A 24,089-nucleotide genomic window follows, 5' to 3' on the forward strand; every position below is an offset into this window, starting at 1 on the left:
CCGGGGGAGAAACCAGATCATGACCGCTTCCGCCGAACCCCTCGTCCGCATCGTCCGCGGCTCCCTCTCCGACGAGGAGCTGGCCGCCCTCACCGCCGTGCTGATGGCCCGCGCGGCCGCCGCGCAGCAGGCCGCCTCGGTCGCGCCGGTCGAGCCGATCGCCAACTGGCAGCGCCTGGAGCGCCGCCCGGCCTACTACTCGCCGGTCAGCTGGCAGCAGGCCGCCTGACGACCCGGAACCTCCTGCGACGGCCGGTCACCCGCCCGGGTGGCCGGCCGTCCGGTTTTCCCCCGCCGGGCCGCTCCGGGGGCCCGGAAAACACCGTCCGGTCCAGCCCCCGGAAGGATCGGTAGAATACCTACTGGACGGTTTCGGCCCGCCGCCCCGTCGGCCCCCCATAGGATCGGCCGCTGCCGAGGGACCAGAACTATCCAGGGAGGCTGCGATGGCCAGGCAGGCCCGCGCACTGGCGACCCGCCAGGCGGTACTCCTCGCGGCGGCCGAGGTGTTCGACGAGCGCGGCTACGCCGCCGCCACGATGTCCGAGATCCTGGACCGGGCCGGCGTCACCAAGGGCGCGCTGTACTTCCACTTCCGTTCCAAGGAGGAGCTGGCGCTCGCCGTCATCGAGGGCCAGGGCGCCTGGCTGGGCACCTGGCAGCCGTCCTCGGACAGCCCCGTACAGACCCTGATCGACCTCGGCTACGCCTTCGCGCACGCCCTCCAGGACGATCCGCTGGTGCGCGGCAGCATCCGGCTGACGATCGAGCACGGCAGCTTCACCCAGCCGCAGATCGCCGCCTACCAGGGCTGGTCGGACGTGGCCCGCGGGCTGCTGGAGCGCGCCCGGGACGCCGGGGACCTGCACCCGGGGATCGACCTGACCGCGGCGGCCGGGGTGATCACCGGGGCCGTCACCGGGATCCAGCTGAGCTCGCAGGTGCTGACCGACCGACAGGACCTGATCCAGCGGATGTCGGACATGTGGACGCTGCTGCTGCCCGGGCTGGTCCAGCCGCACGCGCTCGCCCGGCTGAGCGTCGCCGAGCGCGTCCCCAGCCCGTCCTGACGGGCCTGGCGGGCCGCTGCGGCCGCTGCGGCGGTCGTTCCGGCGCGGCCCGCCCCGGCTCGCCCACTCCGGCCTCTCCGCAGCCGTCCTGACGGACCGCCGGCCCGTGGCGGCGGGCGTAAGCACCCGACGACGGCCGGTCAGACCCGGTAGGCCGCCCGGCGCTCCGCCGCCACCAGGGCCGGCAGTGCGGCCGCCCAGAGCCGGCGGACGGTCTCCGGCCGCGGCCGATCGGCGTCCTCGGCGGCGAGCAGCACCTGGCCGGCGGCCACCGCGGTGAGCAGTTCGGCGGCGGCCCGCAGGTCCAGCCCCGGGCGCAGCTCGCCGGAGCCGGCGGCCCGGTCGAGCAGCCGGTGGACGACGGCGGCGAGGCTGCGCCAGGTGGCGTCCGGGGCGACGGCGCACTGGAGGCCCACGCCCGGGAGCGCCTGACCGGCCCCGCCGAGCCGGACCCCGGCCCGGACCACCACGTCCTCGCGCAGCAGCCGGGCGAGCTCGTGCGAGAAGTCGATCAGCCCCTGGAGGGCCGGCCCGTCGGCGCGCAGGGCACGCAGCGCGGCCGAGCCGATCTCCCGGCCCGCGGCGGCCCGGACGCCGTCGGCGAGAGCCTGCTTGGACACGAAGTGGAAGTACAGGGCGCCCTTGCTGACGCCCGCGCGACGGCTGATGTCGACCAGACTGGCGGCCTCGAAGCCCGCGTTCGCGAACGTGTCCGCCGCGGCGAGCAGCACGGCCTGCCTGGTCCGCCCCGCGCGTTCCTGCTTGACCACTGGGCCCCTCCGGACTCGGCCGGGCGCGATCCCCGCCCGCCCGGCTGCTGTCAGCGCGTCGTCTTGTGGGGTACGACGCCTCGCACGCGGACGGCCTCGACCGAAACCGCATGGTTGGTATCTAATCTACCGCCTGGGCCAACCCCGCCGTCCAGCGGGGACCGCCCCCCGCCCAAGGTCTGGCCTGCCCTCGATCGGACATTCTCGCAGTCCAGGGGCCGGGTAGCGTGGTCGCGCCGGGCTGCGCGGCAGGAGCCACCCCACACGCAGAAGAGAAACCGGGTGGTCTGTATGTTTTGCCTACAGGCGTCCGTACCGGCCGCTCGACCGACACCCTGGAGTGGGGCCCGTCATGCCATTGATCGTAGAGCCGGACGGCCGGGGACCGTACGCCCACCCCGGCCCCGGCTACGACTTCCACGAGCGGACCGTCTCCCGGCACCTGGTGCACCGCGCCTCGGTGTCCGAGGTGTTCCTCACCGGCTGGCAGGCCACCGGACCGTACGACTTCCTGCTCGGCGCCCAGTGGCCCCGGCTGCACGGCTTCTACCGGGTGCCCGGGGACCGCTACCACGACCCGGTGCTGATGGCCGAGACCGTCCGGCAGGCCGGGCTGCTGATCGGCCACGCCGGCTTCGGGGTGCCGCACGGCCACCACTTCGTGATGGACGACCTCGGTTACGCGCTCGGCCCGGACGGGCTGCGCGGCCTGGCCGTCACCACCGAGCCCGCCTCGCTGATGCTGGACGTCGGCTGCGAGGACGTCCGGATGCGGCACGGTCGCCTGGTCTCGCTGCGGGTGCACGTGGAGATGAGCCGGGACGGCCGCACCATCGGCCACGGCTCCGGCCAGCTGCGGGTGATCACCCCCGCCTCGTACGCCCGGCTGCGCGGCCCCGGGCCGCGGTACGCCACCCCGCTCCACCCGCCGACGCCCGCCGCGCCCGAACTGGTCGGCCGGGCCGAGCCGACCGACGTGGTGCTCAGCCCGACCCTGCGCCCGGACAGCTGGCTGCTGCGCACCGACGCCGGGCACCCGGTGCTGTTCGACCACGCGCTGGACCACGTCCCCGGGATGCTGGTGCTGGAGGCCGCCCGGCAGGCCGCGCAGCGGCTGCGGCACCCCGAACCGGTGCTGCCGGTCGAGCTGGTGACCTCCTTCGAGCGCTACATCGAGCTGGACCGCCCCTGCCTGGTCCGGGCGGTCCGCGAGCCCGTGCCGCACGGCCGGCAACCGGACGGCCGGCGGGTGCCGGTCCGGGTGCTGCTGATCCAGGACGGCCTGACGGCGGCCGACTGCCGGCTGGTCACCGAACCGCTCGGCAGCCCGCTCGACGGCCCGGTCGACGGCCCGCTGGACACCCCCCTCGGCGGCACCCCCGCCCGGCGGGACGCCCAGACCGGCCGCCCCGCCACCCCCGACCACGGCAACACCGGCCTGCCGCTGGCCAGCTGACTTCGACCCCTAGGCGGCCACCAGCGCCGACGGCCGACCGGCGTGCATCACGCTCAGGTTGGCGGCCAGCCGCACCGGGTCCTGGGCCAGCCAGAGCCGTAGCGCCGCGCCCAGCGCCGCACTGGCCGACTCGATCCTGACCTCGGTGACCTGGGCGATCCGCGCCGCCCCCGGCACCAGCAGGTCGGCCAGCGGGGTCGGCAGCCAGACCGTCAGCGCACACGGCGCGGGCGTCGCCAGGGCGCCCAGCAGCCGCCAGGCGTCCCCCGGCGCACTGAGCGTGGGGATGATGTCCAGCAGGCCGTCGGCCACCACCTCGGACACGTCGCTCCGGTGCCCCTGGGCGAGCCGGCGCAGCAGCGCGCGCTCGGCGGCGGTGATTCGGACGGTCAGCATGACCTCGTCGCACTCCATTGCGCGATTTCCTCCTCGTTCCTCCCCGTACCGGCACCGACGGCCGGCACGAACTACCCCTGTCACACCTCGGCCCGGCTTCCTGCGACGGAGAACCGGGCCGTAGGGTGCGTGCCCCCGGTCAGATCCCCGCGTAGGAGTGCTTGCCGGTGACGAAGATGTTCACCCCGTAGTAGTTGAAGAGCCAGCAGGCGAAGGCCGCCAGCGCCAGGTAGGCCGCCTTGCGGCCCTTCCAGCCGGCCGTCGCCCGGGCGTGCAGGTAGCAGGCGTAGGCGACCCAGGTGATGAACGACCAGGTCTCCTTCGGGTCCCACTCCCAGTACTTGCCCCAGGCCGCCTCGGCCCAGACCGCGCCCGCGATGATGGTGAAGGTCCAGAGCGGGAAGACCAGGGCGTTGATCCGGTAGGACAGCTTGTCGAAGGTGGACGCGGCGGGCAGCCGGCGCCAGATCGAGGCCGAGGTGCCCAGCGGGCCGGTGGTCAGACCGGCCGCGATCCGCTTGTCGAAGGCGTCCTTGCCGAGGTAGAGCAGCGTGGCGATGAACGCCGCGTAGAAGGCGCCGCCGCAGAAGATCGCGGTGGAGACGTGGATCGCCAGCCAGGGCGAGTGCAGCGCCGGGACGAGCTGGTCGGAGTCGGTGTACAGCACGGTGGTGGCGATGCCGAGGGTCAGCAGCCCGGCGAGGACCACCGGCAGGCCCAGCCAGCGGACGTTCTTCCGCGCGGCCAGCAGCCCCAGGTACGCCGCCGTCATGGCGAAGGCGAAGGCGCAGGAGAACTCGTACATGTTGCCCCACGGCCAGCGGGAGACCGACAGGCCGCGGGTGACGATGCCGCCGGCGTGCAGCAGGGCCCCGAGGACGGTCAGCGAGACCGCGATCCGGCCGGCCAGGTCGGCCCGCTCGCTGGTGCCGGCCGCGCCCGGGCCGTCCTCCTCCTCGGCGCCGCGCCCGCTGGTGACCACCGTCGCGCCCTCGCCCGCGACGGCGGTGCGGGTCAGCGTGGTGGTGCTGCCGCCCGCCCCCGCCACGGTGACGGTGACCTTCTTGGCGGCCTTGGCCTCCACCGCGGCGACGGTCTCGGCCAGGCTGCCCGACTGCTGCTGCGAACGGACGGCGACGGCGCCCTTGCTGCCGAAGGTCCACTCGATCATGTGGGCGAACATGGCGATCGTGTAGACCACCATCGCCGAATAGATCAGCTTGTTGGAGAGGTCGGCCAGCTGTGGGTCGACCCCCGAGGCGAGATGCACCGCTACTCCTTGGCGTTCTGGTCGGCAGGGACTGTGGGGTCCGCGGGTACTTCGGAGTCTTCGGGTTCCGCGGGTTCCGCGGGTTCCGCCGGGCCCTCGGCGGGGCCGTCGCCGGCGGGCTCCTCGTCGTCCGCCGCCGGGGCGTCGTCCTGGAGGTCCACCGCGAGTTCGGCCAGCTCCTCGGCGATCTTCGCCGACTCGCTACGGGCCAGCCCGGCCAGCTCGACCTGGGTGCCGCCGCCCGGCAGGGCGACCGCCCGCACCCAGATCCGGCGCCGCTGCACGAACAGCGAGCCGATCAGGCCGAGGATCGCCAGCACGGCGCCGGTCAGGGCGATCTCGTTGCCCGGGCGGTGCGAGACGTCGAAGCTGGCCCAGCGCTTGTAGCCGTCGAAGGTGAGGGTGCCGTAGCCGTCCGGCAGCTCCCAGGTCTGGCCGGGGGCGAGCCGCGCCTTGGCGGGCTGACCGTCCTGGACCAGCTGGGTCATCTTCCGCATGTTGAGCTGGTAGATGTTCTGCGGCAGACCGGAGTCGGTGCCCAGGTCGCCCGCGTAGGCGTTCAGCACCAGCGCGGGGGCGGCGTCGTCCGGGAACAGCGAGATCGGGCCGGTGCCCTCGAAGCTCACCGGCGCCGTCGGCAGGAAGAAGCCCGAGAAGCCCAGCTGGGTCTTCTGGCCGTCCTTGTCGCCGTAGTCGGAGACCTTCACCACACCGGTGGAGGTCTGGTTGCCGTCCTGCGGCAGGAACGGCGTCGCGCCCTTGTAGACGACCTCACCCTTGGCGTTGCGGACGGTGATCAGCGGGGCGAAGCCGTGGCCGATCAGGAAGACCTTGCTGTCGCCGATCTCCAGCGGGTGGTTGACCTCGATCGTGCCCTTCTTCAGCTGCGAGGTGTCGCTGCCGGAGGAGTACTCGACGTTCGCGGTGAACTGCCGGGCGGCGCCGATCTGCGAGCCGCTGGCCTGGAACTTCGCGGTGAAGTTGGTCAGCTTCAGGTAGAACGGGTCGAGGTTCTCGCTGCCGTAGAACCGCGTGCCGTTGAAGTCGTCGAGCTGGGTGATGGTGTTGGAGAAGCCCTCGCCCTCGACCATCAGCTTGCCGGCGCTGCCGCTGGCCAGGCTGGCCCAGGCGAAGCCGCCGAGCAGCGCGAACAGCGACAGGTGGAACAGCAGGTTGCCGACCTCGCGCAGGTACCCCTTCTCGGCGGCCACCGCGCCGCCGGACAGGTGGGCGCGGAACCGGCGCCGGCGCAGCAGCCGGTGGGCGGCGGCGTTCACCGTCTCGGCGTCCGCCTCGGTGCGCCAGGCCGCGTACACCGGCATCCGGGTCAGGTTGCGCGGCGCGGCCGGCGGCTGGGCCCGCAGCACGCCGACGAACTGCCAGGTGCGCGGCACGATGCAGCCGGCCAGCGAGACGAACAGCAGGATGTAGATCGCGGAGAACCAGACCGAGCTGTAGACGTCGAACAGCTGGAGCTTCTCGTAGACCGGCGCGACCGTGGCGTGCTGCGCCTTCCACGCCTCGACCTTCAGCTGCCCCTGGCCGTTCTGGTACTGCGGGATCAACGAGCCCGGGATGGCGGCCAGCGACAGCAGGAAGAGCAGGATCAGCGCGACCCGCATCGAGGTCAGCTGGCGCCACATCCAGCGCGCCCAGCCGAACGTCCCGATGCCGACGGGGCCCTCGGACTCGACCGGCGCGGTGCTGAGCCGCTCGGCGGCGGCGTCGGCGTCACCGGGCGCCGGGGGCAGCTCGGTCTCGGTCGTGGTGTTGCTCACGGTCAGATTCCGATCTGGAAGGTCTGGGCCCAGTTCTGCAGCTGGCTCACCATCGAGTCCCAGGCGCCGGTGACGAGCAGCAGGCCGACCACGACGAGCATGCCGCCGCCGATCCGCATGACGAGCGGGTAGTGCCGCTTGACCCACCCGAAGGCGCCCAGGGCCCGGCGGAAGGCCAGCGCGGCCACGATGAACGGTACGCCCAGGCCCAGGCAGTAGAAGGTGGTCAGCAGCGCGCCACGCTGGGCGTCGGCCTGGTTGAGCGCCAGGTTCTGCACGGTGGCCAGCGTCGGCCCCATGCAGGGTGTCCAGCCGACGCCGAAGACCACACCGAGCATCGGCGCGCCGAGCAGACCGACCGCCGGGCGGCGGTGGGTCCGCACCTCGCGCATGCTCAGACCGGGGACCAGGCCCATGAACGCGAGGCCCATGACGATCGTCACGCCGCCGAGCACGATGTTGATGACCCGCTGGTGCTCCTTGAGGGTTTCGCCGAACTGGCCGAACAGGGCGCCGCCGGAGACGAAGACGGCGGTGAACCCCAGGACGAACAGCACCGTCCCGAGCAGCATCCGCCCGCGCTTGGCCCCGCGCGCGTCCGCGAGGTCGGCGGCGGAGAAGCCGGTGACGTACGACAGGTAGCCGGGGACCAGCGGAAGCACGCAGGGCGAGAAGAAGGAGACCAGACCGGCCAGCAGCGCGATCGGCGCGGCCAGCAGCAGCGCGCCGCTCTGCAGGGTGATGGTGTTGTCAGCGAGTTGGAGCGCAGCGCTCACTGCTTCGGCTCCGCGACCACCGGCTGGAGGATCGACTCCAGCGCGTCCTCCACGGTGCCGCCGACGGCGCGGGCGGCGAGCCGGCCGTCCCGGTCGACGATCAGGGTGGTCGGGATGGACTGCGGGTTGAGGCTGCCCTTGGGGAACTTGAGCAGCTGGGTGCCGGCCGGGTCGAAGATGCTGGGGTAGGTGACGCCCTTCTCCTGCTCGAACCGGACGGCGTTGGTCTTCTCGGTGTCCCGGGTGTTGATGCCGAGGAACTGGACGCCCTGGTCCTTGTACTTCTCCGACACCCGCTGGAGGTCGTCCGCCTCGCCCCGGCACGGCCCGCACCAGGAGCCCCACACGTTCAGCACCACGACCTTGCCCCGGTAGTCCGAGAGCTTCACCTGCGCGCCGTCCAGCGTCTCGCCGGAGATGTCCGGGGCGTCCTGGCGGTGGCCGGGGTCGGCCTTCGAGACGTTGGTGCCCTTGACGGTGACGAAGCCCAGCTGGCTCTCCCCGCTGCCGGACGAGCCCGAGGAGGAGCAGCCGGTGAGGGCGAGCGCAGCGGCGGCGGCAGTGGCGGCGGCGGCTGCGGCGACACGGGGACGGGGGCGCGCCATGGCAGACATGTGAAAAGTTTCGCATGGCTCCCCGGGTGGGTTCGGCGGGGTCCGCCCTTGCGCGTCACACCCCCGCTGACCTGCGGTTGGACCGGACCACCCGGCGCCCGCCGGGTGGTCCGAACCCATACTTACGCACCGCTTACCGCCCGTGCGCGTACGCTTCCGGCGGGTCAGGCCCCGAAGCTCTTGCCCACCGGCTTGTCGCCCTTGCGGCCCTTGCCGACCAGGTGGGCCGGCAGCAGGTCGCGGGCCGGCTCGCGGTAGCCGACCGAGACGATCTTGTCGCCCTCGAAGGTGAAGCTGGTCAGCGAGGCCAGCGAGCACTGCCGGTTGCGCGGGTCGTGCCAGAGCCGGCGGCGCTCCACGAAGGAGCGGACGATCCAGATCGGCAGCTGGTGGCTGACGCAGACCGCCTCGTGCCCGCGCGCGGCGTCCCGGGCGGCGCCGAGCGCGCCCATCATCCGCACCACCTGGTCCAGGTAGGGCTCGCCCCAGGACGGCTTGAACGGGTTGGTGAGGTACTTCCAGTAGCCCGGGTTCCGCAGCGAGCCGTCACCGACGCCGAAGGTCTTCCCCTCGAAGACGTTCTCCGCCTCGATCAGCCGCTCGTCCACCGCGACGTCCAGGCCGTGCGCCTTGGCGATCGGCTCGGCGGTCTCCTGCGCCCGCTCCAGCGGGGACGCCACCACGTGGGTGATGTCCCGGTCGGCCAGGTCCTCGGCGACCCGGTCGGCCATCTGCCGGCCCAGCTCGGACAGTCGGTAGCCCGGGAGGCGGCCGTACAGGACGCCCTCCGGGTTGTGCACCTCACCGTGGCGCATCACGTGGACGACGGTGATCTCTTTGCCGGTCACTTCTCAGTACTCCTGGGGCTCTGGGGTCGACTAGGCCGTGGCCGCGGCGGCAGCCCGCGCGGCGGCCGGCAGGGCGGCGGCGATCCGCTCGATCGCCCGCTCGTCGTGGGCCGCCGAGACGAACCAGGACTCGAAGGCGGACGGCGGCAGGTAGACGCCCTCGGCGAGCATCGCGTGGAAGAAGGCGTTGAAACGGTACGCCTCCTGGGTCTTCGCCTCGTCGTAGTTGGTGACGACGGCCTCGGTGAAGAACACCGAGAACATGTTCCCGGCGGTCTGCAGGCGGTGCGCCACGCCCTCCTTGGCGAGCGCCTCCGACACCAGGGTGGAGACCTCGGCGGCGACCCGGTCCACGGTCGCGTACACCTCGTCGGTGCAGCCGCGCAGCTGGGCGAGGCCGGCCGCGGTGGCGATCGGGTTCCCGGAGAGGGTGCCCGCCTGGTAGACCGGGCCGGCCGGGGCCAGGTGGGCCATCACGTCGGCGCGGCCGCCGAAGGCCGCCGCGGGGAAGCCGCCGCCCATGACCTTGCCGAAGGTCAGCAGGTCCGGGGCCCAGCCCTCGTGGGCGGCCTCCAGGCCGTACCAGCCGGCCTTGGAGACGCGGAAGCCGGTCATCACCTCGTCCGAGATGAACAGCGCGCCGTCCTCCCGGCAGAGCCGGGCCAGGCCGGCGTTGAAGCCGGGCAGCGGCGGGACGACGCCCATGTTGCCGGGCGAGGCCTCGGTGATGACGCAGGCGATCTCGCCCGGGTGGGCGGCGAAGGCCTGCTCGACGGCGGCCAGGTCGTTGTACGGCAGCACGATGGTGTCGCCGGCCTGGGCACCGGTGACGCCCGGGGTGTCCGGCAGACCGAAAGTGGCCACCCCGGAACCGGCGGCGGCCAGCAGCGCGTCCACGTGACCGTGGTAACACCCGGCGAACTTCACGACCTTCGCGCGGCCGGTGAAGCCGCGGGCCAGCCGGATCGCCGACATGGTCGCCTCGGTGCCCGAGGACACCAGGCGGACCTGCTCGACCGGCGCGACCCGGCCGACGATCTCCTCGGCCAGCTCGACCTCGCCCTGGCCGGGCGTGCCGAAGGAGGTGCCGCGGGTGACCGCCTGCTGGACAGCGTCGAGCACCGCGGGGTGCGCGTGGCCGAGGATCATCGGACCCCACGAGCACACCAGGTCGACGTACTCGCGGCCGTCGGCGTCGGTGAGGTAGGGACCGGTGCCGGACACCATGAAGCGCGGCGTGCCGCCGACCGCGCGGAAGGCGCGCACCGGGGAGTTGACGCCGCCGGGCGTGACCACGGAGGCGCGGTCGAAGAGCGACTGGGACTGGGGGGCTTCGTAGGGGTAGCTCACGTGAGACATGGTCTCAAATCGTGTCCTTGCCATCTGCATGTCGGACCCGATCATCTGGAACGATGATCCGGGCACCGATGTCTGTACGGTTGTCCGTACAGGCGGGGCCGCTGACTGCTCCCGAGGACGGACCAGTCAGACTGTGCACTCTGAGTGCGCAGGCGCTCCGGTTGTGTGCAGGGGTGTGGAGAGGACTGCCGCGTACCGAGAGTGGGTACGGCGGCGCATGACGGGTAAGGAGCACGTCCGGAGGGACGCCGGGCGTGCGGGGGTCTGTCGATTCCGGCGAATTCCGGTGAGGATGGTCCGAGTGTCCGAGGCGCAGGACGGCTACGACGAGACGGCGGGGGGATCCCGCCGGCCCGCCGAGGCCGCACGCGGGGGTACGGGAGCGGGTACGGGTCGTGGTCGTCGCGGCGGCGAGAGGCGGGGTGAGGGACGCGTGGGGGTGACGTACAAGTACTTCGGCGCACCGGACCGCGCGACCGCCGCCAGAGTCCCCACCGCGCTCGGCCCCGGCGGGCTCGGCCTGGACGCCGGCGAGCTCGGCTCGCTCGGGCGGCTCGGCGACCTGATGGAGACCAGCGGCTCCCCGAACGGGCACCTCTCCACCAAGATCAAGCCGGAGACCATGAGCGCCATGGTCCTCACCGGCATCCAGGGCGTCCCGCTGCACCAGGTGCCGCCGCTGGAGCTCGTCGTGCTGCACCCCGACTACGCCGTCGTCCAGCTGCCGCACAACGTCGTCGAACCGCTCCGCAAGGCGGACGAGACCGAGCTCGGCGCCGCCGCCTTCATCTGGTCCACCGTCCCGGACCGCCGCGGGCCGCGCGACGCCTTCGTGATCTACAGCATGCTGCACGAGTGGCAGGACTTCGCCAACCGGCTGCACGAGGCCGGGCACCAGCTGTACTGCCTGGTCTGGCCGTAGTCCGACCTTCGCCCCGACCATCGAACACCGGTCGGGGCGGGGGCACTTGACGGCGCGTCGGCTCCGTGCGGGAGTCCCCGGGCTCGGTTCAGCCCCGGGCGCGGCGGGCCCGGCGGACCGTCCGCTCGCCCTCCACCGGCTCCGCCAGGTGCCCGTCCACCAGGCGGGTCAGCGCCGACACGAACACCTCCCGCTCGGGCTCCGGCAGCGTGTCCAGCAGCTCCCGGTGCACCCGGTCGGCGATCGCGGTGCCCCGCTCGACGGCCCGCTCCCCGGCCTCGGTGACCGAGATGATCCGGGCCCGGCGGTCGGTCGCCGACGGGCGGCGCTCGGCCAGGCCCGTCTTCTCCAGCTCGTCGACAGTGACCACCATGGTGGTCTTGTCCAGGTCCGCCAGCTCGGCCAGCTGGATCTGGGTGCGCTCCGCCTCCTGCGCGTGGAACAGCACGGAGTACGCGCGGGGCGTGATCCCGAGCTCCGCGAAGGCCGCCGCCATCCTGGTCGCCAGCACATGGCTGGCATGGTCCAGCAGGCCGGAGATGTCGCGGATCTGCCGCACGGGCGGGGTCGTCGTCATACGTCCGAGATTAGCAACGGCCCGTCTGCTGGCGGATGATCCCGTAGCCAACCACCGCCGGGTCTACGGAATACCCAACTCGAACAGCGCATAGCCGGCGTACCATCCCGCCGCGACCGCCGGCATCGCGAACAGCCCGATCAGCGTGGAGGTCCGCACCCGGCGCAGCGCCACCGCCAGGCCGATGAACAGCGGGAAGGCCGGCAGCAGGTAGCGCGAGATGTTGCCGAAGATCTGGTTGCTGCTCAGCGAGAGGAAGACGGTGGCGAGCGTGTAGGCCCACAGGACCAGCGGCGGCCGGGTGCGCCACAGCAGCACCAGCAGGCCGGGCAGGACCATCAGCAGGGCGATCGCGATCAGGTCCGGGACGGGGTTGGACTGCCAGAAGTCCCAGTGCCCCGTGATCACGTCCATGATCGTGCGGATGGTCGAGGCGCCGCCGTCGAAGTAGCGGTTCCAGGCGCCGCGCTGGAGCTTGAAGTAGCCGCCCCAGTCGCCCATCCGGTAGCCGACCCAGGTGACGTACCAGACCAGGCCCCACGGGGTGATCAGCATCGCGGTCAGCGGGCGCGCCACGCCGTCGGTCCGCCGGATCAGCGCGACCAGCGCCGCTATCGACACCGCCGCGATCAGCGCGGCCGCGGTCGGCCGGTTCAGCCCGGCCACCAGGGCCAGCAGGCCCGCGGTCAGCCAGCGGCGGGTCATCACGCAGTAGCAGGCCCAGGCGGACAGGGCGACGAACAGCGAGTCCGAGTAGACCGCCCACTCGACCCCCGAGCCCGGGAACAGGCCCCAGATCACCGCGGCAATCACCCCGGCCCGGAACCCGCCCAGCCGCTCGGCGACCGCGAAGATGCCCGCCGCAGCCACCAGCGAGGCGACCACCGAGACCACGATGCCGGAGCCGTACGGGCCCAGCCCGGTGACCGCCCCGACCAGCCGCATCAGCCACGGGTAGAGCGGGAAGAAGGCGGCCGAGTTCTCGTAGTAGCTGGCCAGCGGCCAGCCGTGCAGCGGGATCAGCTCCGGGTTGTACCCGTTCTCGGCGATCCGCTGGTACCAGATGCCGTCCCAGGTGCCGAGCACGTCCCACGGCTGGGCGCCGCCGCCGCGGCCCGGGTTCTTCTTCAGGTAGTCCCCGGTGTGCGACAGCAGCATCAGGAAGACGGTCAGGCCGGTGGCCTTGACCACCGTGTACGCGCCCAGCGCGGGCCCGAACCGGTCCACCAGGGCGCCGAACCGCCCGGGCACCCGCCCGGCCCCCTCCCCGGGCGACTCCGCCCGCGACGCCGCGGACGCACCCGGCTCGGTGCTGGACGACTCGGTGCTCGATGCCGTGCTCATCTGCTCTGGGTACTCCCCGCCCCGCTCGTGGTCCGCGCGGCTACGGCGCAGCAAGTTTCCCGAGAGCCTACGGCACGCCCCTGCGGGCACCACCGCCAGGCGCCGGTAGGAAATCCGGTGGCGTCGCCGCGCCCGCGGGCCGGACCATGCCGCCATGACGAGCACGCCTCCCCAGCGCCAGATCCGGGCCCGCCACACCGAAGACACCATCACCGTCTACCAGGCCTTCCCGCCCGGGATCGCCGGGCCGGCCGCCGCCGACGGGCGGTTCCCGGCGGCGTTCAAGCGGGACCGGATGACCTGGATCAAGCCCTCGTTCCTCTGGATGATGCACCGCAGCGACTGGGGGCGCAGCGCCGGCCAGGAGCGGGTGCTGGCCCTGGAGATCAGCCGGGAGGGCTTCGACTGGGCGCTCGAACAGGCCGTGCTGAGCGCGTACAGCGGCCGCTTCCACGACTCGCAGGCGGCCTGGAAGCGGGAGCTGCGGCAGAGCCCGGTGCGGGTGCAGTGGGATCCGGAGCGCGGGCCGCGGCTGGAGCCGCTGGCCTGGCGGGCGATCCAGGTCGGGCTGCGCGGCGAGGCGGTGCGGCGGTACGCGGACGAGTGGATCCGGCGGATCACCGACGTCACGGAGCTGGCCGAGCGGGTGCGGGTGACCCGGGACGCCTCGCTGCTGCCGGTGGAGACGCCGTACCCCGTGAGCGACTCCGTCGCCGCCCGGGTGGGGGCGGCGACGGGGTGAGGGGTGGGTGGGGGGTCAGTTGTGGAGGTAGACGATGCCGAGTTTGGTGAGCTGCCAGAGTTGGTTGGGGGCTCCGGTGTCGGTGGCGAGTTCGACGTAGGGGTTGCCCTTGGCGTCGAGGGTGGTGCTCGCGGTGATCACCCTGGACTGGTCCTGGGAGTCGGCCAGCTTGTAGCGGCCGTTGCCGGCCGGCTTGAAGACCCAGTGCTGGTTGCCGCCGCCGTTGCAGCCCCACTGCTGGATGCGGGTGCCGGGGGCGGTGGAGGCGGCGTTGGCGTCCAGGCACATGTCCCGGTTGCCGCTGAAGTCGAGCTCGTAGGAGCCGCCGGCCTTGGCCTCCAGGACGAAGGACTGGTTGAGCCCGCCGGTGACCGGATAGGTGATGGCGGCCCGGCCGTTGGTGGAGTCGCCGTAGCTGCCGCCGCCGGTGAGGTCGAGCGGGTTGCCGGTGCCCGCGTTGGTGAGCTGGTACCAGGCGCCGTCCTCGGGCTGGTCGCCGAAGGGCTGGCCGGGGGTGAGCGGCTGGATCGAGGTGGTGTTCTGCTGGTTGAGGCTGCAGTAGGCCTGGGACAGCTCGGGCCGGCCGTAGAACTGGCCGAGGCAGACGCCCTCACCGCGGTAGCCGGCCACCCGCAGGTGGTACGACTGGCGGACCATGTTCATGCACAGCCCGGGGATGCCGATCTGCGAGTCGCAGCCGTTGCGCGCCCACTCGGAGAGGTTGATGACGTCCCCGTTGGAGTACTCGTACGGGGAGCTGGTCCACTCCGCGCAGACCTCGTGCCCGAAGGCGACCCGCCGCTGGTCGAGGTAGCGGACGCCGGGCACCTGCTCGGCCGCGCCGCGCAGGGCGTCGCTGAAGGTCGGCACCACCCAGTTGTGGCCCCAGGCGAGGTCCTCGGGGAAGGCCGGGCAGCCGTCGGCGATCTTGCCGAGGTAGTCGTTGCGCCGGATGTCCGGGGTGATCGGATTGAAGTACGACTGGTAGACCAGCTGGTACGAGGAGTCCTGGTAGCCCGCCCTGCGCATGGTCTGCCGGATGTTCTGGAGCGCCGCGATCACCTTGGGCTGGACGCGCTTGGCGCGCTGGCGGATCTCGTCGCTGCCGATGGTGTCCCGGCAGCCCTGGCTCTTGGGGATCGGGAAGTACTGCCCGAGGCAGTGCATCATGATCCCGCTGAAGTCGAAGTCGTCGTTGGCGCCGATCGTGACGACGACCATCTTCACGTCGTACTTCCCGGCCACCTCGGCGAGTTTGACGTCCTGCTTGGGTTCGCCGAAGTCGCCGCTGCCCCCGCCGGTGACCTTGGCGAGCTCGGGGTCGCTGACCAGGTCGCCGGTCTGGGCGCCGGAGCAGGCGAGGTCGATCGGGGTGACCCCGGGGATGTCGGTGACGAAGATCTCCGACTTGGGGTGCCGGTGGCAGTAGTTGGTGGGGCTGTCGGTCTCCGGGAAGTAGCCGTCACCGGTGTCGGTGCCGGCGCCCTCCCCGGAGATGGCGCTGTCGCCGAGGGCGACGATCGCCGCCGGGCGGGTGGCGCCGTCGGTCGGGGCGGGGTCGGCGAGGGCGGCGGGGGCGCCGGCCAGGCCGAGGGTGGCGACGAGGGCTCCGGTGGCGAGCAGCGCGCCGTACCGGGGACGGCGGGCCGCCGTCCGGCTCCGGCGCGCCGCGGACAGTCGGGACCTGATCACACGCGACTCCTTGCAGGGGGTGGGGACCGCCCGGCCGGGGGCGCCGAGCGGCGCTGAGCAAGAAAAGGTGAGCAGGTCTCACATTAGGTACTGACAAGTAACGCAACAACGTCTGTGACAGAAGCGGACGTTGACCTTCCGGCAGGTTCCGGCCGGCACGGAAACCGGCACGGAAACCGGCGCAGAAACCCGGCGCAGAAACCGGCACAGCAAAGCGAGCCGCCGCACCGCGCCCCAGGAGGGAAGCGCGGAACGGCGGCTCGCACCGGCCGAACCGGGCGCGGGATCAGCCCGCGTTGACGCAGTGGTTGCCGAACGCCGGGTTCAGCAGGCCGACGACGTCGACCGAGTTGCCGCACAGGTTGACCGGAATGTGCACCGGGATCTGGATCTGGTTGCCCGAGATGACACCGGGGGAACCCGCGGCGACACCCTCGGCGCCGGAGCTGGCCATCGCGGTGCCGGCGCCGGCGGCCACGATGCCCACCACGGCCGCGCCGACGGCGGCGGTCTTCTTGATGCTCATACGAGCCTCCTGACTGTTCAACAGAGATGCACGGGGAGTGCGACATCTAGAACGAGACCCGTCCGGACCGGTTGCGACGGTGCGCGCACTGTCACCCAAGTGGCCCAACGCCAACGGTGACCGGCATTCGGGTGATCACCGCACCGGACCGTTTCCCCCCGCGCGCTGCCTCGTTCTCCCTGGCGAAACACGATCCATCCGGCCCCAACACGAATCGAGTACCGCCCATGCGCAAGCTCGCCCACGGCGCCATCGGCACCGCGGCCACCGCCGCCCTGCTCGCCGCCGGCGCCGGCGTCGCGTCCGCCCACCACCTGCACGGCGCGTCCGCCGAGGGCGTCGCCGCCGGCTCGGCCGGGGTGGGCTCGGGCAACTCGGTGCAGATCCCCGTGCACATCCCGCTGAACGTGTGCGGCAACTCGGTCGACGTCGTGGGCCTCCTGAACCCGGCGTTCGGCAACCACTGCCTCAACGCCTGACCGGGAATTCCCTGGTCGCGCCTCTGCCCGAACCGTTCCCGGCCGTGCGGGAGCCGTTCGCGGGGCGCTGGAAAAACGCGGCGGCTGCGTCGACGCCCGAGCCATGGGCGGAACACGCCGGTGTGCGCCGTCGGAGTGACACATCACGGCAATCCCAGAAGCCATCGGACGAGTATTCGTGCTCGCCCGGCTCCCGACATTTCCCACCGTCGGGCAGAAATCGGAGGAAAGAAACATGCGTAACCTCAAGAAGGTCGCCGCGCTCTCCCTGGCCGCCACCGGCCTGGTCATCGGTGCCGCCGGCGGCGCGTTCGCCAGCTCCGGCGCCGAGGGCGTGGCCGCCGGCTCCCCGGGTGTGCTCTCCGGCAACCAGGTCCAGGTCCCGGTGCACATCCCGCTGAACATCTGCGGCAACACCGTCAACGTGATCGGCCTGCTGAACCCGGCGTTCGGCAACCACTGCGCCAACCTCGGCTGAACCGGCGGTCGCCGCACCGGCGACAGCTGACCCACCGAGTCCGTGCCGCGCCCCGAACGACCGGGGCGCGGCACGCTCCACCCGTGTGTGATCGAGGAGATCAACCCCCATGCAGAACGTGAAGAAGGTCGCCGTCCTCTCCGCCGCCGCCGCCGGCCTGGTGGTCGGCGCGGCCGGCTCCGCCGCCGCCAGCTCCGGCGCCGAGGGCGTGGCCGCCGGCTCCCCCGGTGTCGTCTCGGGCAACCAGATCCAGGTCCCGGTGCACATCCCGATCAACCTGTGCGGCAACACCGCCAACCTGATCGGCGCCCTGAACCCGGCATTCGGCAACAGCTGCGCCAACGTCGAGCTGCCGCAGCACCCGAAGCACGAGGACGACTGCTGATCCCCGATCGGCACGCGTTCCGGCCGAACTGCCCCCCGACCAGCCGGCCGGGGGGCAGTTCGGCATCCCCGGACGGCTGCCGGCCGACCGGGACCCCGATCCCCCGAAGGGTGACTCGTATGGTTTCGAAGAAGAGCGGGGCCGGGCTCGCCGCCGCCGTGGGCGCCGCGGTGCTGCTCGGCACCGGCTCCGCGCAGGCCGCCGCCGCCCCGCAGCCGGCCGCCGGGCCCGGTCCGGCCACGCTGGCCAGGACGGACGTCGGCCAGGCCGTGAACGGGACGACCTCCGGCCTCGGTTACGGCCTCGCGCCGGTCAAGGACCTGCGCCTGGACCCGTGGGCGAACTCCTCGGCCGACGTGCTCAACAACGGCGCGACCGTCCAGCCCGACCAGGGCCTGGCGCCGGTCGGCACCGGCACGCTGACCAGCCCGCTGAGCGCCGGTGGCGGCGCCCGCGACCTGCCGCTGGTCGGCGGGGTGCTCGGCGCGCTGCCGGGCTGAGCCCGGGCCCGTACGGCCGTGAGCCCGGCACCCCGCTGCGCGACGGGGGTGCCGGGCTCTGCCGTGACCGGAGCGGGCCGGAGCCGGTGGGCTCAGAGCTGGGTGAGGTCGGTGAGGCCGGTCTGCTGCACCACGCCGGTGGTGGTCGCGGTGGCGGTGGTGGCCAGGTCGTTCACCTTGTCGGTGACCGAGATCCGCTGGTCGTCGTTGCCCAGGCTGGCGGTGGCGCCGGGGACGGCCTGCACGGCGCCGGTGATCAGCCGCGGGTCCACCTGGTCCACCTTCAGGTGGCCGTCGGCCAGCTGGCCGGTGCCGTCCTGGACCAGCGCGAGCGGCTTGCCGACGCCGATGCCCGGGGTGTCGGCGTGCAGCGGCGCGGCCGGGGCCTCCAGCAGGACCTCACCGAGGTCGGCGCCCTGGTCCACCAGCGGCAGCGGCAGCTGGGCCTTGGCGCTCGGACCGACCTTGCCGGTGCGCAGCTCGGGGATCAGCTTGTCCGGGATCAGCTCGGTGCTGGTGGTGCGGCCGGGCGCCGGCGGCATGACCAGCGAGGTCGGGATGCCCGCGGTGAGGTGACTGCCCAGCGGGGTGAGCGGCACGTCCGCCGGCACCTGCTGGGTGGCCAGCTTGTCCTCCAGGGCTCCGACCTGGTCGGGGCCGACCGGGGCGGCCGAGGCCGATCCCTGGGAGGCGAGCATGCCCGCACCGACCGCCAGCAGCATCGCGCCGGCCCGCTTGGAGAACTTCATGCTTTTCACCGTTCTGCCTGTCCGTACTGGAGATCTGAGGGGGCGGCTGCGGGAGCGCAGCCGGAAAGCAATCTGCGCAACGAGTGAGCGGGAGCGCGGAATGCGGCGGTTAACCGGTTCGGCCTAATAATCCGACCGGAAACCACCCGTCGACGCGCCTCCCGGACTGTTTTCAAAAATGCCCGTAACCTTCCGTGCCGTCATTCTTTGATCTGGACGTCAGTGACCGCAGACCGGGTCTGAGCGTTGAACGCGTTGTACGAACGGAAACCAAAAGCTTTTCAGAGAGGGATCTCCCCATGATCCAGAAGTCCTTCGCCGCCGCGGGCCTGGCCGTCGCAGCCCTGGCCGCCGCCGCCGCGCCGGCCGCCGCCATCGGCGACGCGGACGGCGCCGCGGCCTCCATCGAGGGCAACGGCGGTACCAACTTCACCGGCACCGTCGGCAACAACAGCCCGAACTTCCACTTCCTGGACAACGCGAACGTCTGCCTGCCCGAGATCCACAACATCGCCGTCGGCGTGCTCGGGGTGGCCGTCCCGGTCGAGGTCCCGGTCGCCAACAGCGGTGGCAAGCAGTACTGCACCCAGGGCCAGGGCACCCAGAGCCACGGCGACGCCGGCGTGTCCCACCTGGTCGGCTGACGCCCCCCCCAGCCGCACTCCCCCTGAACCACCCTTCGAATCGCTCCCCGATTCACCCCCGAGAGGAAACCCAGAAATGATCAAGAAGTCTCTCGCCGCCGCCGGCCTGGCCGCCGCCGCCATCGCGATGTCCGCCGGCTCGGCTTCCGCCATCGTCGACTCGGACGGCGCCGCCACCTCCGTCCAGGGCAACGGCGGCACCAACCAGACCGGCACCCACGGCAACGGCAGCCCGAACTTCCACACCCTGGACAACGCGAACGTCTGCCTGCCGGAGGTCCACAACATCGCCGTCGCCGTCATCGGCGTCGCGGTTCCGGTCGAGGTGCCGGTCCTGAACAGCACCCCGAAGCAGATCTGCAACGTCGGCCAGAACACCCAGTCCTCGGGCGACGCGGGTGTCTCGCACCTGATCGGCTGATCACGGCACATGGCACGGACGGAGGGCCCGGGGAGGTACGTCTCCCCGGGCCCTCCGGGCTCTGCGGACGAGGTGTCCGGCAGGCCGCCCACCAGTGGCGGACCGGCCGGGTGACCGGCCGCCGGGTCGGCGCGTGGGGCGCCGGCCCGGTCGACCGGAGGTGATCACGTGTCACAGGCAGAGCGCCCGCCAGGGCGCTCCGAGAGAGAGGGCAGGACCATGAAGAGCAAGCTGGCCAAGGCCGCGCTGACCGCCACCGCCGCGCTGGCGCTCGCGGGAGTCGCCACCCCGGCGTTCGCGCACGTCGGCCTGGCGGGCGGCGGCGAGTTCGTCGCCTCCGCGCACCCGGTGTTCGCGGCCGGCGAGTGGTGGGGCGTCGGCCACACCACGCACGTCATCGCCGGCGGCGAGGGCTGGGGCGCCGCGACGTCGACCGACGCGGTCGGCGGCGGGGAGGGCTTCGCCCACGTCGGCGGCTGGTAGGACCGAACGACGGAAGGCCGGGCCGCTCCCCGTGGGGAGGGCCCGGCCTTCCGGCACGAGCGGGCCTGCTACTTGAGCATCGCGGCCGCTTCGAGCGCCCAGTAGGTGAGGATCTGCCCGGCACCGGCCCGGCGGATCGAGGTGAGCGTCTCCATGACCATCCGCTCCCGGTCGATCCAGCCGTTCGCGGCGGCCGCCTCGACCATCGCGTACTCCCCGGACACCTGGTAGGCGGCGACCGGCACCGGGGAGGCGTCGGCGACCTGGCGCAGGATGTCCAGGTAGGCCATGGCCGGCTTCACCATCACCAGGTCGGCGCCCTCGGCGAGGTCCTGCTCCAGCTCGCGCAGCGCCTCGCGGGCGTTCGCCGGGTCCTGCTGGTAGCTCTTGCGGTCGCCCTTGAGCGAGGAGCCGACCGCCTCGCGGAACGGGCCGTAGAACGCCGAGGCGTACTTGGCGGTGTAGGCCAGGATGCCCACGTCCTGGTGCCCGGCCTCGTCCAGCGCCCGGCGGACCACCGCGATCTGGCCGTCCATCATCCCGGACGGGCCGACCAGGTGGACGCCGGCGTCCGCCTGGACCCGGGCCATCTCGGCGTACCGCTCCAGGGTGGCGTCGTTGTCCACGCTGCCGTCGGCGGCCAGCACGCCGCAGTGGCCGTGGTCGGTGTACTCGTCCAGGCACAGGTCGGACATGACCACCAGGGCGTCGCCGACCTCGGAGACCACGTCCCGGATCGCCTGCTGGAGGATGCCGTCCGGGTTGGTCCCCTCGCTGCCGATCGCGTCCTGCACCGCCGGCACGCCGAACAGCATGACGCCACCCAGACCCGCCTCGGCCGCCTCGACCACGGCCTTGCGCAGGGTGTCCCGGGTGTGCTGGACCACGCCCGGCATCGAGCTCACCGGGACGGGCTCGGTGACGCCCTCGCGGACGAACAGCGGCAGGATCAGCTCCGCCGGGTGCAGCCGGGTCTCGGCGACCAGCCGGCGCATCGCCGGGCTCTGCCGCAGCCGGCGCGGGCGTACGTACGGGAATTCAGCGGACACGGCTTCTCTCTCCGAACGGTTGTGCAGCGCCGGGGGCGACGGATCGCCGCCCCCGGTTCCAGGGATGCTCAGCGGGCCTTGCGACGCGAGCCCGGACGGCGCTCGCTGGGCCGGTACACCGGCTCGCCGGCGGCCGTCGCGGTGTCGCGGCGCTTGGCCCCGAAGTCTGCCAGGGCCTGGGCCAGCGCGGCCGCCGACGGCGCCGGGGCCATCACGTCGACCCGCAGGCCGTGCTCCTCGGCGGTCTTCGCGGTGGCCGGGCCGATGCAGGCGATGACCGTCACGTTGTGCGGCTTGCCGGCGATGCCGACCAGGTTCCGGACGGTCGAGGAGGAGGTGAACAGCACCGCGTCGAAGCCGCCGCCCTTGATCGCCTCGCGGGTCTCGGCCGGCGGCGGCGAGGCGCGCACCGTCCGGTACGCCGTCACGTCGTCGACCTCCCAGCCCAGCTCGACCAGGCCGGCCACCAGGGTCTCGGTGGCGATGTCGGCGCGCGGCAGCAGCACCCGGTCGATCGGGTCGAACACCGGGTCGTACGGCGGCCAGTCCTCCAGCAGACCGGCCGCGGACTGCTCGCCGGAGGGCACCAGGTCCGGCTTCACGCCGAAGTCCACCAGGGCCTGCGCGGTGGTCTCGCCGACCGCCGCGACCTTGATCCCGGCGAACGCGCGGGCGTCCAGGCCGTACTCCTCGAACTTCTCCCGGACGGCGCGCACCGCGTTCACCGAGGTGAAGGCGATCCACTCGTACCGACCGGTGACCAGGCCCTTGATGGCCCGCTCCATCTGCTGCGGGGTGCGCGGCGGCTCGACCGCGATGGTCGGCACCTCCTGCGGCACCGCACCGTACGAGCGCAGCTGCTCGGACAGGCCGGTGGCCTGCTCCTTGGTGCGCGGGACCAGCACGTTCCAGCCGAACAGCGGCTTGGTCTCGAACCAGGAGTGCGAGGAACGGTGGGCTACCTGCTCGCCCACCACGGCTATCACCGAGGTGGCCGGGTCCACCGGGGCGGACACCGGGGAGGGCAGCACCCGGGCGGCCTTCAGGTCGGCGGCGATGGTGGAAAGGGTGGAGGTGAAGGTCCGCTGGCGGGTGGTGGTGCCGGAGAGCGTCGCGCTGAGCGCCGACTCCGGCTTGCGGCCGTTGGCGACCAGCGCGTTCGCGGTGGCCGGCAGCTGCCCCAGGGTGGTCCGGACCACCAGGGTGGTCTCCGGCGCGCCCAGGTCCACCGGGCTGCCCGCGAGCAGCGCGGCACCGTCGACGAAGCGCACGTCGGTACCGGCCGCGCCGCGCAGCGGGACGCCCGCGTACGCCGGCACGCCGACCGACTGGGCGACGCCCGGGATCACCTCGAACGGGATCCCGTCGCCCGCGCAGCCGAGCATCTCCTCGGCGGCGCAGCCGTCCAGGCCCGGGTCGCCGTCGACGGTGCGGACCACGTGCTTGCCGGCCCGCACGGCCTCGGCGACCAGCCGGACCAGGTCGAAGTCCACGCCCTCGGCGGCCGGGGAGTGCACCTGCACGCCCGACGGACAGTGGCTGCGCACGGCCGCCGCGGTCAGCGGGTCGGCCACCAGGACGTCGGCCGAGGACAGCACCTCGACCGCACGCAGGGTCAGCAGGCCCGGGTCGCCGGGGCCCGCGCCCAGGAAGGTGCACCGGCCGGCGGCGGCCGTCCCGCCCGGGAAGGGGCTGTCGCCCGGGTACGGGCTGTCGGTGGCGGCGGTGGGGCTCATCGGGCTCGCTCCCCCATCAGGGCGGCCGCGCCCGCGTCGAGCAGCCGGGCGGCCAGCGCGCGGCCGAGGGCCGCCGCCTGCTGCTCGGCGGTCTCGTCGAGGACGATCGGACCGTTGGCGGACATCTTCAGCAGGTCGGCGCCGTCGGGGTTGCCGACCACGCCCTCCAGCCGCAGTTCGTACGGGTGGCCCCAGGTGGCCAGCGCGGCCACCGGCGCCGAGCAGCCGGCCTCCAGGGTGGCCAGCAGCGCGCGCTCGGCGGCCACGGCGACCCTTGTGGGGGCGTGGTCGAGAGCGGCGAGCGCGGCGGTCAGCGCGGTGTCCGCGGCCTGGCACTCGATCGCGAGCGCGCCCTGGCCGGGGGCCGGGATCATCAGCTCGGGGTCGAGGTGCTGGGAGATCTCGGCGCTGCGGCCGAGCCGGTTGAGGCCGGCCGTGGCCAGCACCACGGCGTCCAGCTCACCGCTGGTGACGTAGCCGATCCGGGTGTCCACGTTGCCGCGGATCGCGACGGTCTCCAGCTGGGCGCCCCGGGCGGTGGCCCAGGCGTTCAGCTGCGCCATCCGGCGCGGCGAGCCGGTGCCGATCCGGGCCGCCCGGCCGGCGCCGGCCAGCTTCTCCACCAGCTCGTCGAGGGTCAGGCCCTCGGCCGCGACCAGGGCGTCCCGGACGTCCTCGCGCTCGGGGACGGCGGCCAGCGCCAGGCCCGCGGGCGCGGCGGTGGGCAGGTCCTTGAGCGAGTGCACGGCGAAGTCGATCCGGCCTTCCAGCAGCGCGTCCCGCAGCGCGGAGACGAACACGCCGGTGCCGCCGATCTGTGCCAGCGCCTCGCGGGAGGTGTCGCCGTAGGTGGTGATCTCGACCAGCTCGACGGGGCGCCCGGTGACCCGGGTCACCTCGCGTGCCACCATGCCCGACTGGGCCATGGCGAGCGCGCTGCGGCGGGTGCCGAGGCGCAGGGCCGTGGTGGCGGTCGGGGCCTGCTCCGTGATCGGTTGACCATTCATGGGGTGATCGTCCCGGTG

The 24,089-nt window shown here is 72.8% G+C and carries 28 protein-coding genes; 12 read left to right on the plus strand and 16 right to left on the minus strand.

Translation table 11 applies throughout. The features are described 5' to 3' along the window. Window positions 1–19: 19 nt before the first annotated feature. The gene (locus ABTY15_RS01075) at window positions 20–229 is read left to right on the plus strand and encodes an acyl-CoA carboxylase subunit epsilon (RefSeq protein ID WP_350574206.1); all 210 of its coding nucleotides are present in this window, start codon (window positions 20–22) and stop codon (window positions 227–229) included. 217 nt (window positions 230–446) lie between these two features. Beyond that, the gene (locus tag ABTY15_RS01080; RefSeq protein ID WP_350574208.1) at window positions 447–1,070 is read left to right on the plus strand and encodes a ScbR family autoregulator-binding transcription factor; all 624 of its coding nucleotides are present in this window, start codon (window positions 447–449) and stop codon (window positions 1,068–1,070) included. A gap of 140 nt (window positions 1,071–1,210) precedes the next feature. Here ABTY15_RS01080 and ABTY15_RS01085 read toward each other — a convergent pair whose 3' ends face one another. Continuing rightward, a complete protein-coding gene (locus tag ABTY15_RS01085; protein ID WP_350574210.1) occupies window positions 1,211–1,840 on the minus strand; it encodes a ScbR family autoregulator-binding transcription factor in 630 nt (209 codons plus the stop codon). 352 nt (window positions 1,841–2,192) lie between these two features. Between ABTY15_RS01085 and ABTY15_RS01090 the strand changes: the two genes are divergently transcribed. Then, window positions 2,193–3,296: a ScbA/BarX family gamma-butyrolactone biosynthesis protein gene (locus ABTY15_RS01090; protein ID WP_350574212.1), complete on the plus strand. Its 1,104-nt coding sequence runs from the start codon at window positions 2,193–2,195 to the stop codon at window positions 3,294–3,296. 9 nt (window positions 3,297–3,305) lie between these two features. Here the strand turns inward: ABTY15_RS01090 and ABTY15_RS01095 are convergent, their stop codons facing one another. The 7 genes from ABTY15_RS01095 to hemL all read right to left on the minus strand — a co-directional run bounded on the left by ABTY15_RS01095 (window position 3,306) and on the right by hemL (window position 10,337). After that, a complete protein-coding gene (locus ABTY15_RS01095) occupies window positions 3,306–3,710 on the minus strand; it encodes a hypothetical protein (RefSeq protein WP_350574214.1) in 405 nt (134 codons plus the stop codon). Window positions 3,711–3,831: 121 nt separating this feature from the next. Then, window positions 3,832–4,962 (minus strand): c-type cytochrome biogenesis protein CcsB, encoded by a 1,131-nt coding sequence (gene ccsB / locus ABTY15_RS01100; protein WP_350574218.1) that lies wholly within the window; start codon window positions 4,960–4,962, stop codon window positions 3,832–3,834. Window positions 4,963–4,964: 2 nt separating this feature from the next. After that, window positions 4,965–6,740, minus strand: coding sequence for a cytochrome c biogenesis protein ResB (gene resB, locus ABTY15_RS01105; protein ID WP_350574220.1), 1,776 nt, complete (start codon window positions 6,738–6,740; stop codon window positions 4,965–4,967). A 2-nt stretch (window positions 6,741–6,742) separates the two neighbouring features. Continuing rightward, window positions 6,743–7,516 carry a cytochrome c biogenesis CcdA family protein gene (locus ABTY15_RS01110; RefSeq protein ID WP_350574222.1) on the minus strand — a complete coding sequence of 258 codons (774 nt, stop codon included), beginning with the start codon at window positions 7,514–7,516 and terminating at the stop codon, window positions 6,743–6,745. Next, window positions 7,513–8,130 (minus strand): TlpA family protein disulfide reductase, encoded by a 618-nt coding sequence (locus ABTY15_RS01115; protein WP_350574224.1) that lies wholly within the window; start codon window positions 8,128–8,130, stop codon window positions 7,513–7,515. Before ABTY15_RS01115 ends, ABTY15_RS01110 begins: the two co-directional genes overlap by 4 nt. 164 nt (window positions 8,131–8,294) lie before the next feature. After that, window positions 8,295–8,945: a histidine phosphatase family protein gene (locus ABTY15_RS01120; protein WP_350574574.1), complete on the minus strand. Its 651-nt coding sequence runs from the start codon at window positions 8,943–8,945 to the stop codon at window positions 8,295–8,297. A gap of 63 nt (window positions 8,946–9,008) precedes the next feature. Then, on the minus strand, window positions 9,009–10,337 hold the full coding sequence (gene hemL / locus ABTY15_RS01125; RefSeq protein ID WP_350574226.1) for a glutamate-1-semialdehyde 2,1-aminomutase: 1,329 nt from the start codon (window positions 10,335–10,337) through the stop codon (window positions 9,009–9,011). Between the two features lie 439 nt (window positions 10,338–10,776). Between hemL and ABTY15_RS01130 the strand changes: the two genes are divergently transcribed. Next, window positions 10,777–11,259: a hypothetical protein gene (locus ABTY15_RS01130; RefSeq protein ID WP_078881187.1), complete on the plus strand. Its 483-nt coding sequence runs from the start codon at window positions 10,777–10,779 to the stop codon at window positions 11,257–11,259. Window positions 11,260–11,347: 88 nt separating this feature from the next. Here ABTY15_RS01130 and ABTY15_RS01135 read toward each other — a convergent pair whose 3' ends face one another. Together ABTY15_RS01135 and ABTY15_RS01140 are read right to left on the minus strand one after the other, a co-directional pair. Then, window positions 11,348–11,836: a MarR family winged helix-turn-helix transcriptional regulator gene (locus ABTY15_RS01135; RefSeq protein WP_350574230.1), complete on the minus strand. Its 489-nt coding sequence runs from the start codon at window positions 11,834–11,836 to the stop codon at window positions 11,348–11,350. Between the two features lie 63 nt (window positions 11,837–11,899). Then, window positions 11,900–13,180: a glycosyltransferase family 39 protein gene (locus ABTY15_RS01140; protein WP_350574232.1), complete on the minus strand. Its 1,281-nt coding sequence runs from the start codon at window positions 13,178–13,180 to the stop codon at window positions 11,900–11,902. A gap of 154 nt (window positions 13,181–13,334) precedes the next feature. Between ABTY15_RS01140 and ABTY15_RS01145 the strand changes: the two genes are divergently transcribed. Next, window positions 13,335–13,922 carry a DUF4291 domain-containing protein gene (locus ABTY15_RS01145; protein ID WP_350574234.1) on the plus strand — a complete coding sequence of 196 codons (588 nt, stop codon included), beginning with the start codon at window positions 13,335–13,337 and terminating at the stop codon, window positions 13,920–13,922. Window positions 13,923–13,937: 15 nt separating this feature from the next. Here the strand turns inward: ABTY15_RS01145 and ABTY15_RS01150 are convergent, their stop codons facing one another. Both ABTY15_RS01150 and ABTY15_RS01155 read right to left on the minus strand, forming a co-directional pair. Beyond that, window positions 13,938–15,614, minus strand: a complete 1,677-nt coding sequence (locus tag ABTY15_RS01150) for an RICIN domain-containing protein (RefSeq protein WP_350574236.1) — start codon at window positions 15,612–15,614, stop codon at window positions 13,938–13,940. Between the two features lie 286 nt (window positions 15,615–15,900). Then, window positions 15,901–16,140 (minus strand): chaplin, encoded by a 240-nt coding sequence (locus ABTY15_RS01155; RefSeq protein WP_097237396.1) that lies wholly within the window; start codon window positions 16,138–16,140, stop codon window positions 15,901–15,903. A 227-nt stretch (window positions 16,141–16,367) separates the two neighbouring features. On the opposite strand from ABTY15_RS01155, the gene ABTY15_RS01160 reads away from it, so the two are divergent. The 4 genes from ABTY15_RS01160 (at window position 16,368) to ABTY15_RS01175 (ending at window position 17,982) form a co-directional block, all read left to right on the plus strand. Continuing rightward, complete coding sequence (locus ABTY15_RS01160; protein WP_350574239.1) at window positions 16,368–16,619, plus strand: chaplin; 252 nt, start codon at window positions 16,368–16,370, stop codon at window positions 16,617–16,619. A 235-nt stretch (window positions 16,620–16,854) separates the two neighbouring features. Further along, entirely contained in the window at window positions 16,855–17,097 is a 243-nt protein-coding gene (locus tag ABTY15_RS01165; protein ID WP_350574241.1) for a chaplin, read from the plus strand. A 109-nt stretch (window positions 17,098–17,206) separates the two neighbouring features. Continuing rightward, complete coding sequence (locus ABTY15_RS01170) at window positions 17,207–17,482, plus strand: chaplin (RefSeq protein WP_350574243.1); 276 nt, start codon at window positions 17,207–17,209, stop codon at window positions 17,480–17,482. A 119-nt stretch (window positions 17,483–17,601) separates the two neighbouring features. After that, a complete protein-coding gene (locus ABTY15_RS01175; protein ID WP_350574245.1) occupies window positions 17,602–17,982 on the plus strand; it encodes a hypothetical protein in 381 nt (126 codons plus the stop codon). Between the two features lie 92 nt (window positions 17,983–18,074). On the opposite strand, the gene ABTY15_RS01180 is transcribed toward ABTY15_RS01175, so the two are convergent. Continuing rightward, window positions 18,075–18,731, minus strand: coding sequence for a hypothetical protein (locus ABTY15_RS01180; protein ID WP_350574247.1), 657 nt, complete (start codon window positions 18,729–18,731; stop codon window positions 18,075–18,077). Between the two features lie 299 nt (window positions 18,732–19,030). Here ABTY15_RS01180 and ABTY15_RS01185 point away from each other — a divergent pair, with 299 nt between their 5' ends. From ABTY15_RS01185 to ABTY15_RS01195, 3 genes are all read left to right on the plus strand, one after another. After that, window positions 19,031–19,375, plus strand: a complete 345-nt coding sequence (locus tag ABTY15_RS01185; protein WP_350574249.1) for a rodlet layer protein — start codon at window positions 19,031–19,033, stop codon at window positions 19,373–19,375. 76 nt (window positions 19,376–19,451) lie between these two features. Continuing rightward, a complete protein-coding gene (locus ABTY15_RS01190; RefSeq protein WP_329929037.1) occupies window positions 19,452–19,796 on the plus strand; it encodes a rodlet layer protein in 345 nt (114 codons plus the stop codon). 219 nt (window positions 19,797–20,015) lie between these two features. Next, window positions 20,016–20,279 (plus strand): hypothetical protein, encoded by a 264-nt coding sequence (locus tag ABTY15_RS01195; protein ID WP_350574251.1) that lies wholly within the window; start codon window positions 20,016–20,018, stop codon window positions 20,277–20,279. 68 nt (window positions 20,280–20,347) lie between these two features. Here ABTY15_RS01195 and hemB read toward each other — a convergent pair whose 3' ends face one another. The 3 genes from hemB to hemC form a co-directional block, all read right to left on the minus strand. After that, window positions 20,348–21,328 carry a porphobilinogen synthase gene (hemB, locus tag ABTY15_RS01200; protein ID WP_350574253.1) on the minus strand — a complete coding sequence of 327 codons (981 nt, stop codon included), beginning with the start codon at window positions 21,326–21,328 and terminating at the stop codon, window positions 20,348–20,350. A gap of 68 nt (window positions 21,329–21,396) precedes the next feature. Next, window positions 21,397–23,064: a bifunctional uroporphyrinogen-III C-methyltransferase/uroporphyrinogen-III synthase gene (locus tag ABTY15_RS01205; RefSeq protein ID WP_350574254.1), complete on the minus strand. Its 1,668-nt coding sequence runs from the start codon at window positions 23,062–23,064 to the stop codon at window positions 21,397–21,399. Beyond that, entirely contained in the window at window positions 23,061–24,071 is a 1,011-nt protein-coding gene (gene hemC / locus ABTY15_RS01210; protein WP_350574255.1) for a hydroxymethylbilane synthase, read from the minus strand. The genes ABTY15_RS01205 and hemC overlap by 4 nt, the downstream gene beginning before the upstream one ends. Window positions 24,072–24,089 lie beyond the last annotated feature (18 nt).

The sequence above is a fragment of the Kitasatospora sp. NPDC097643 genome (assembly GCF_040302625.1).
In the GTDB taxonomy this organism is placed as follows: domain Bacteria; phylum Actinomycetota; class Actinomycetes; order Streptomycetales; family Streptomycetaceae; genus Kitasatospora.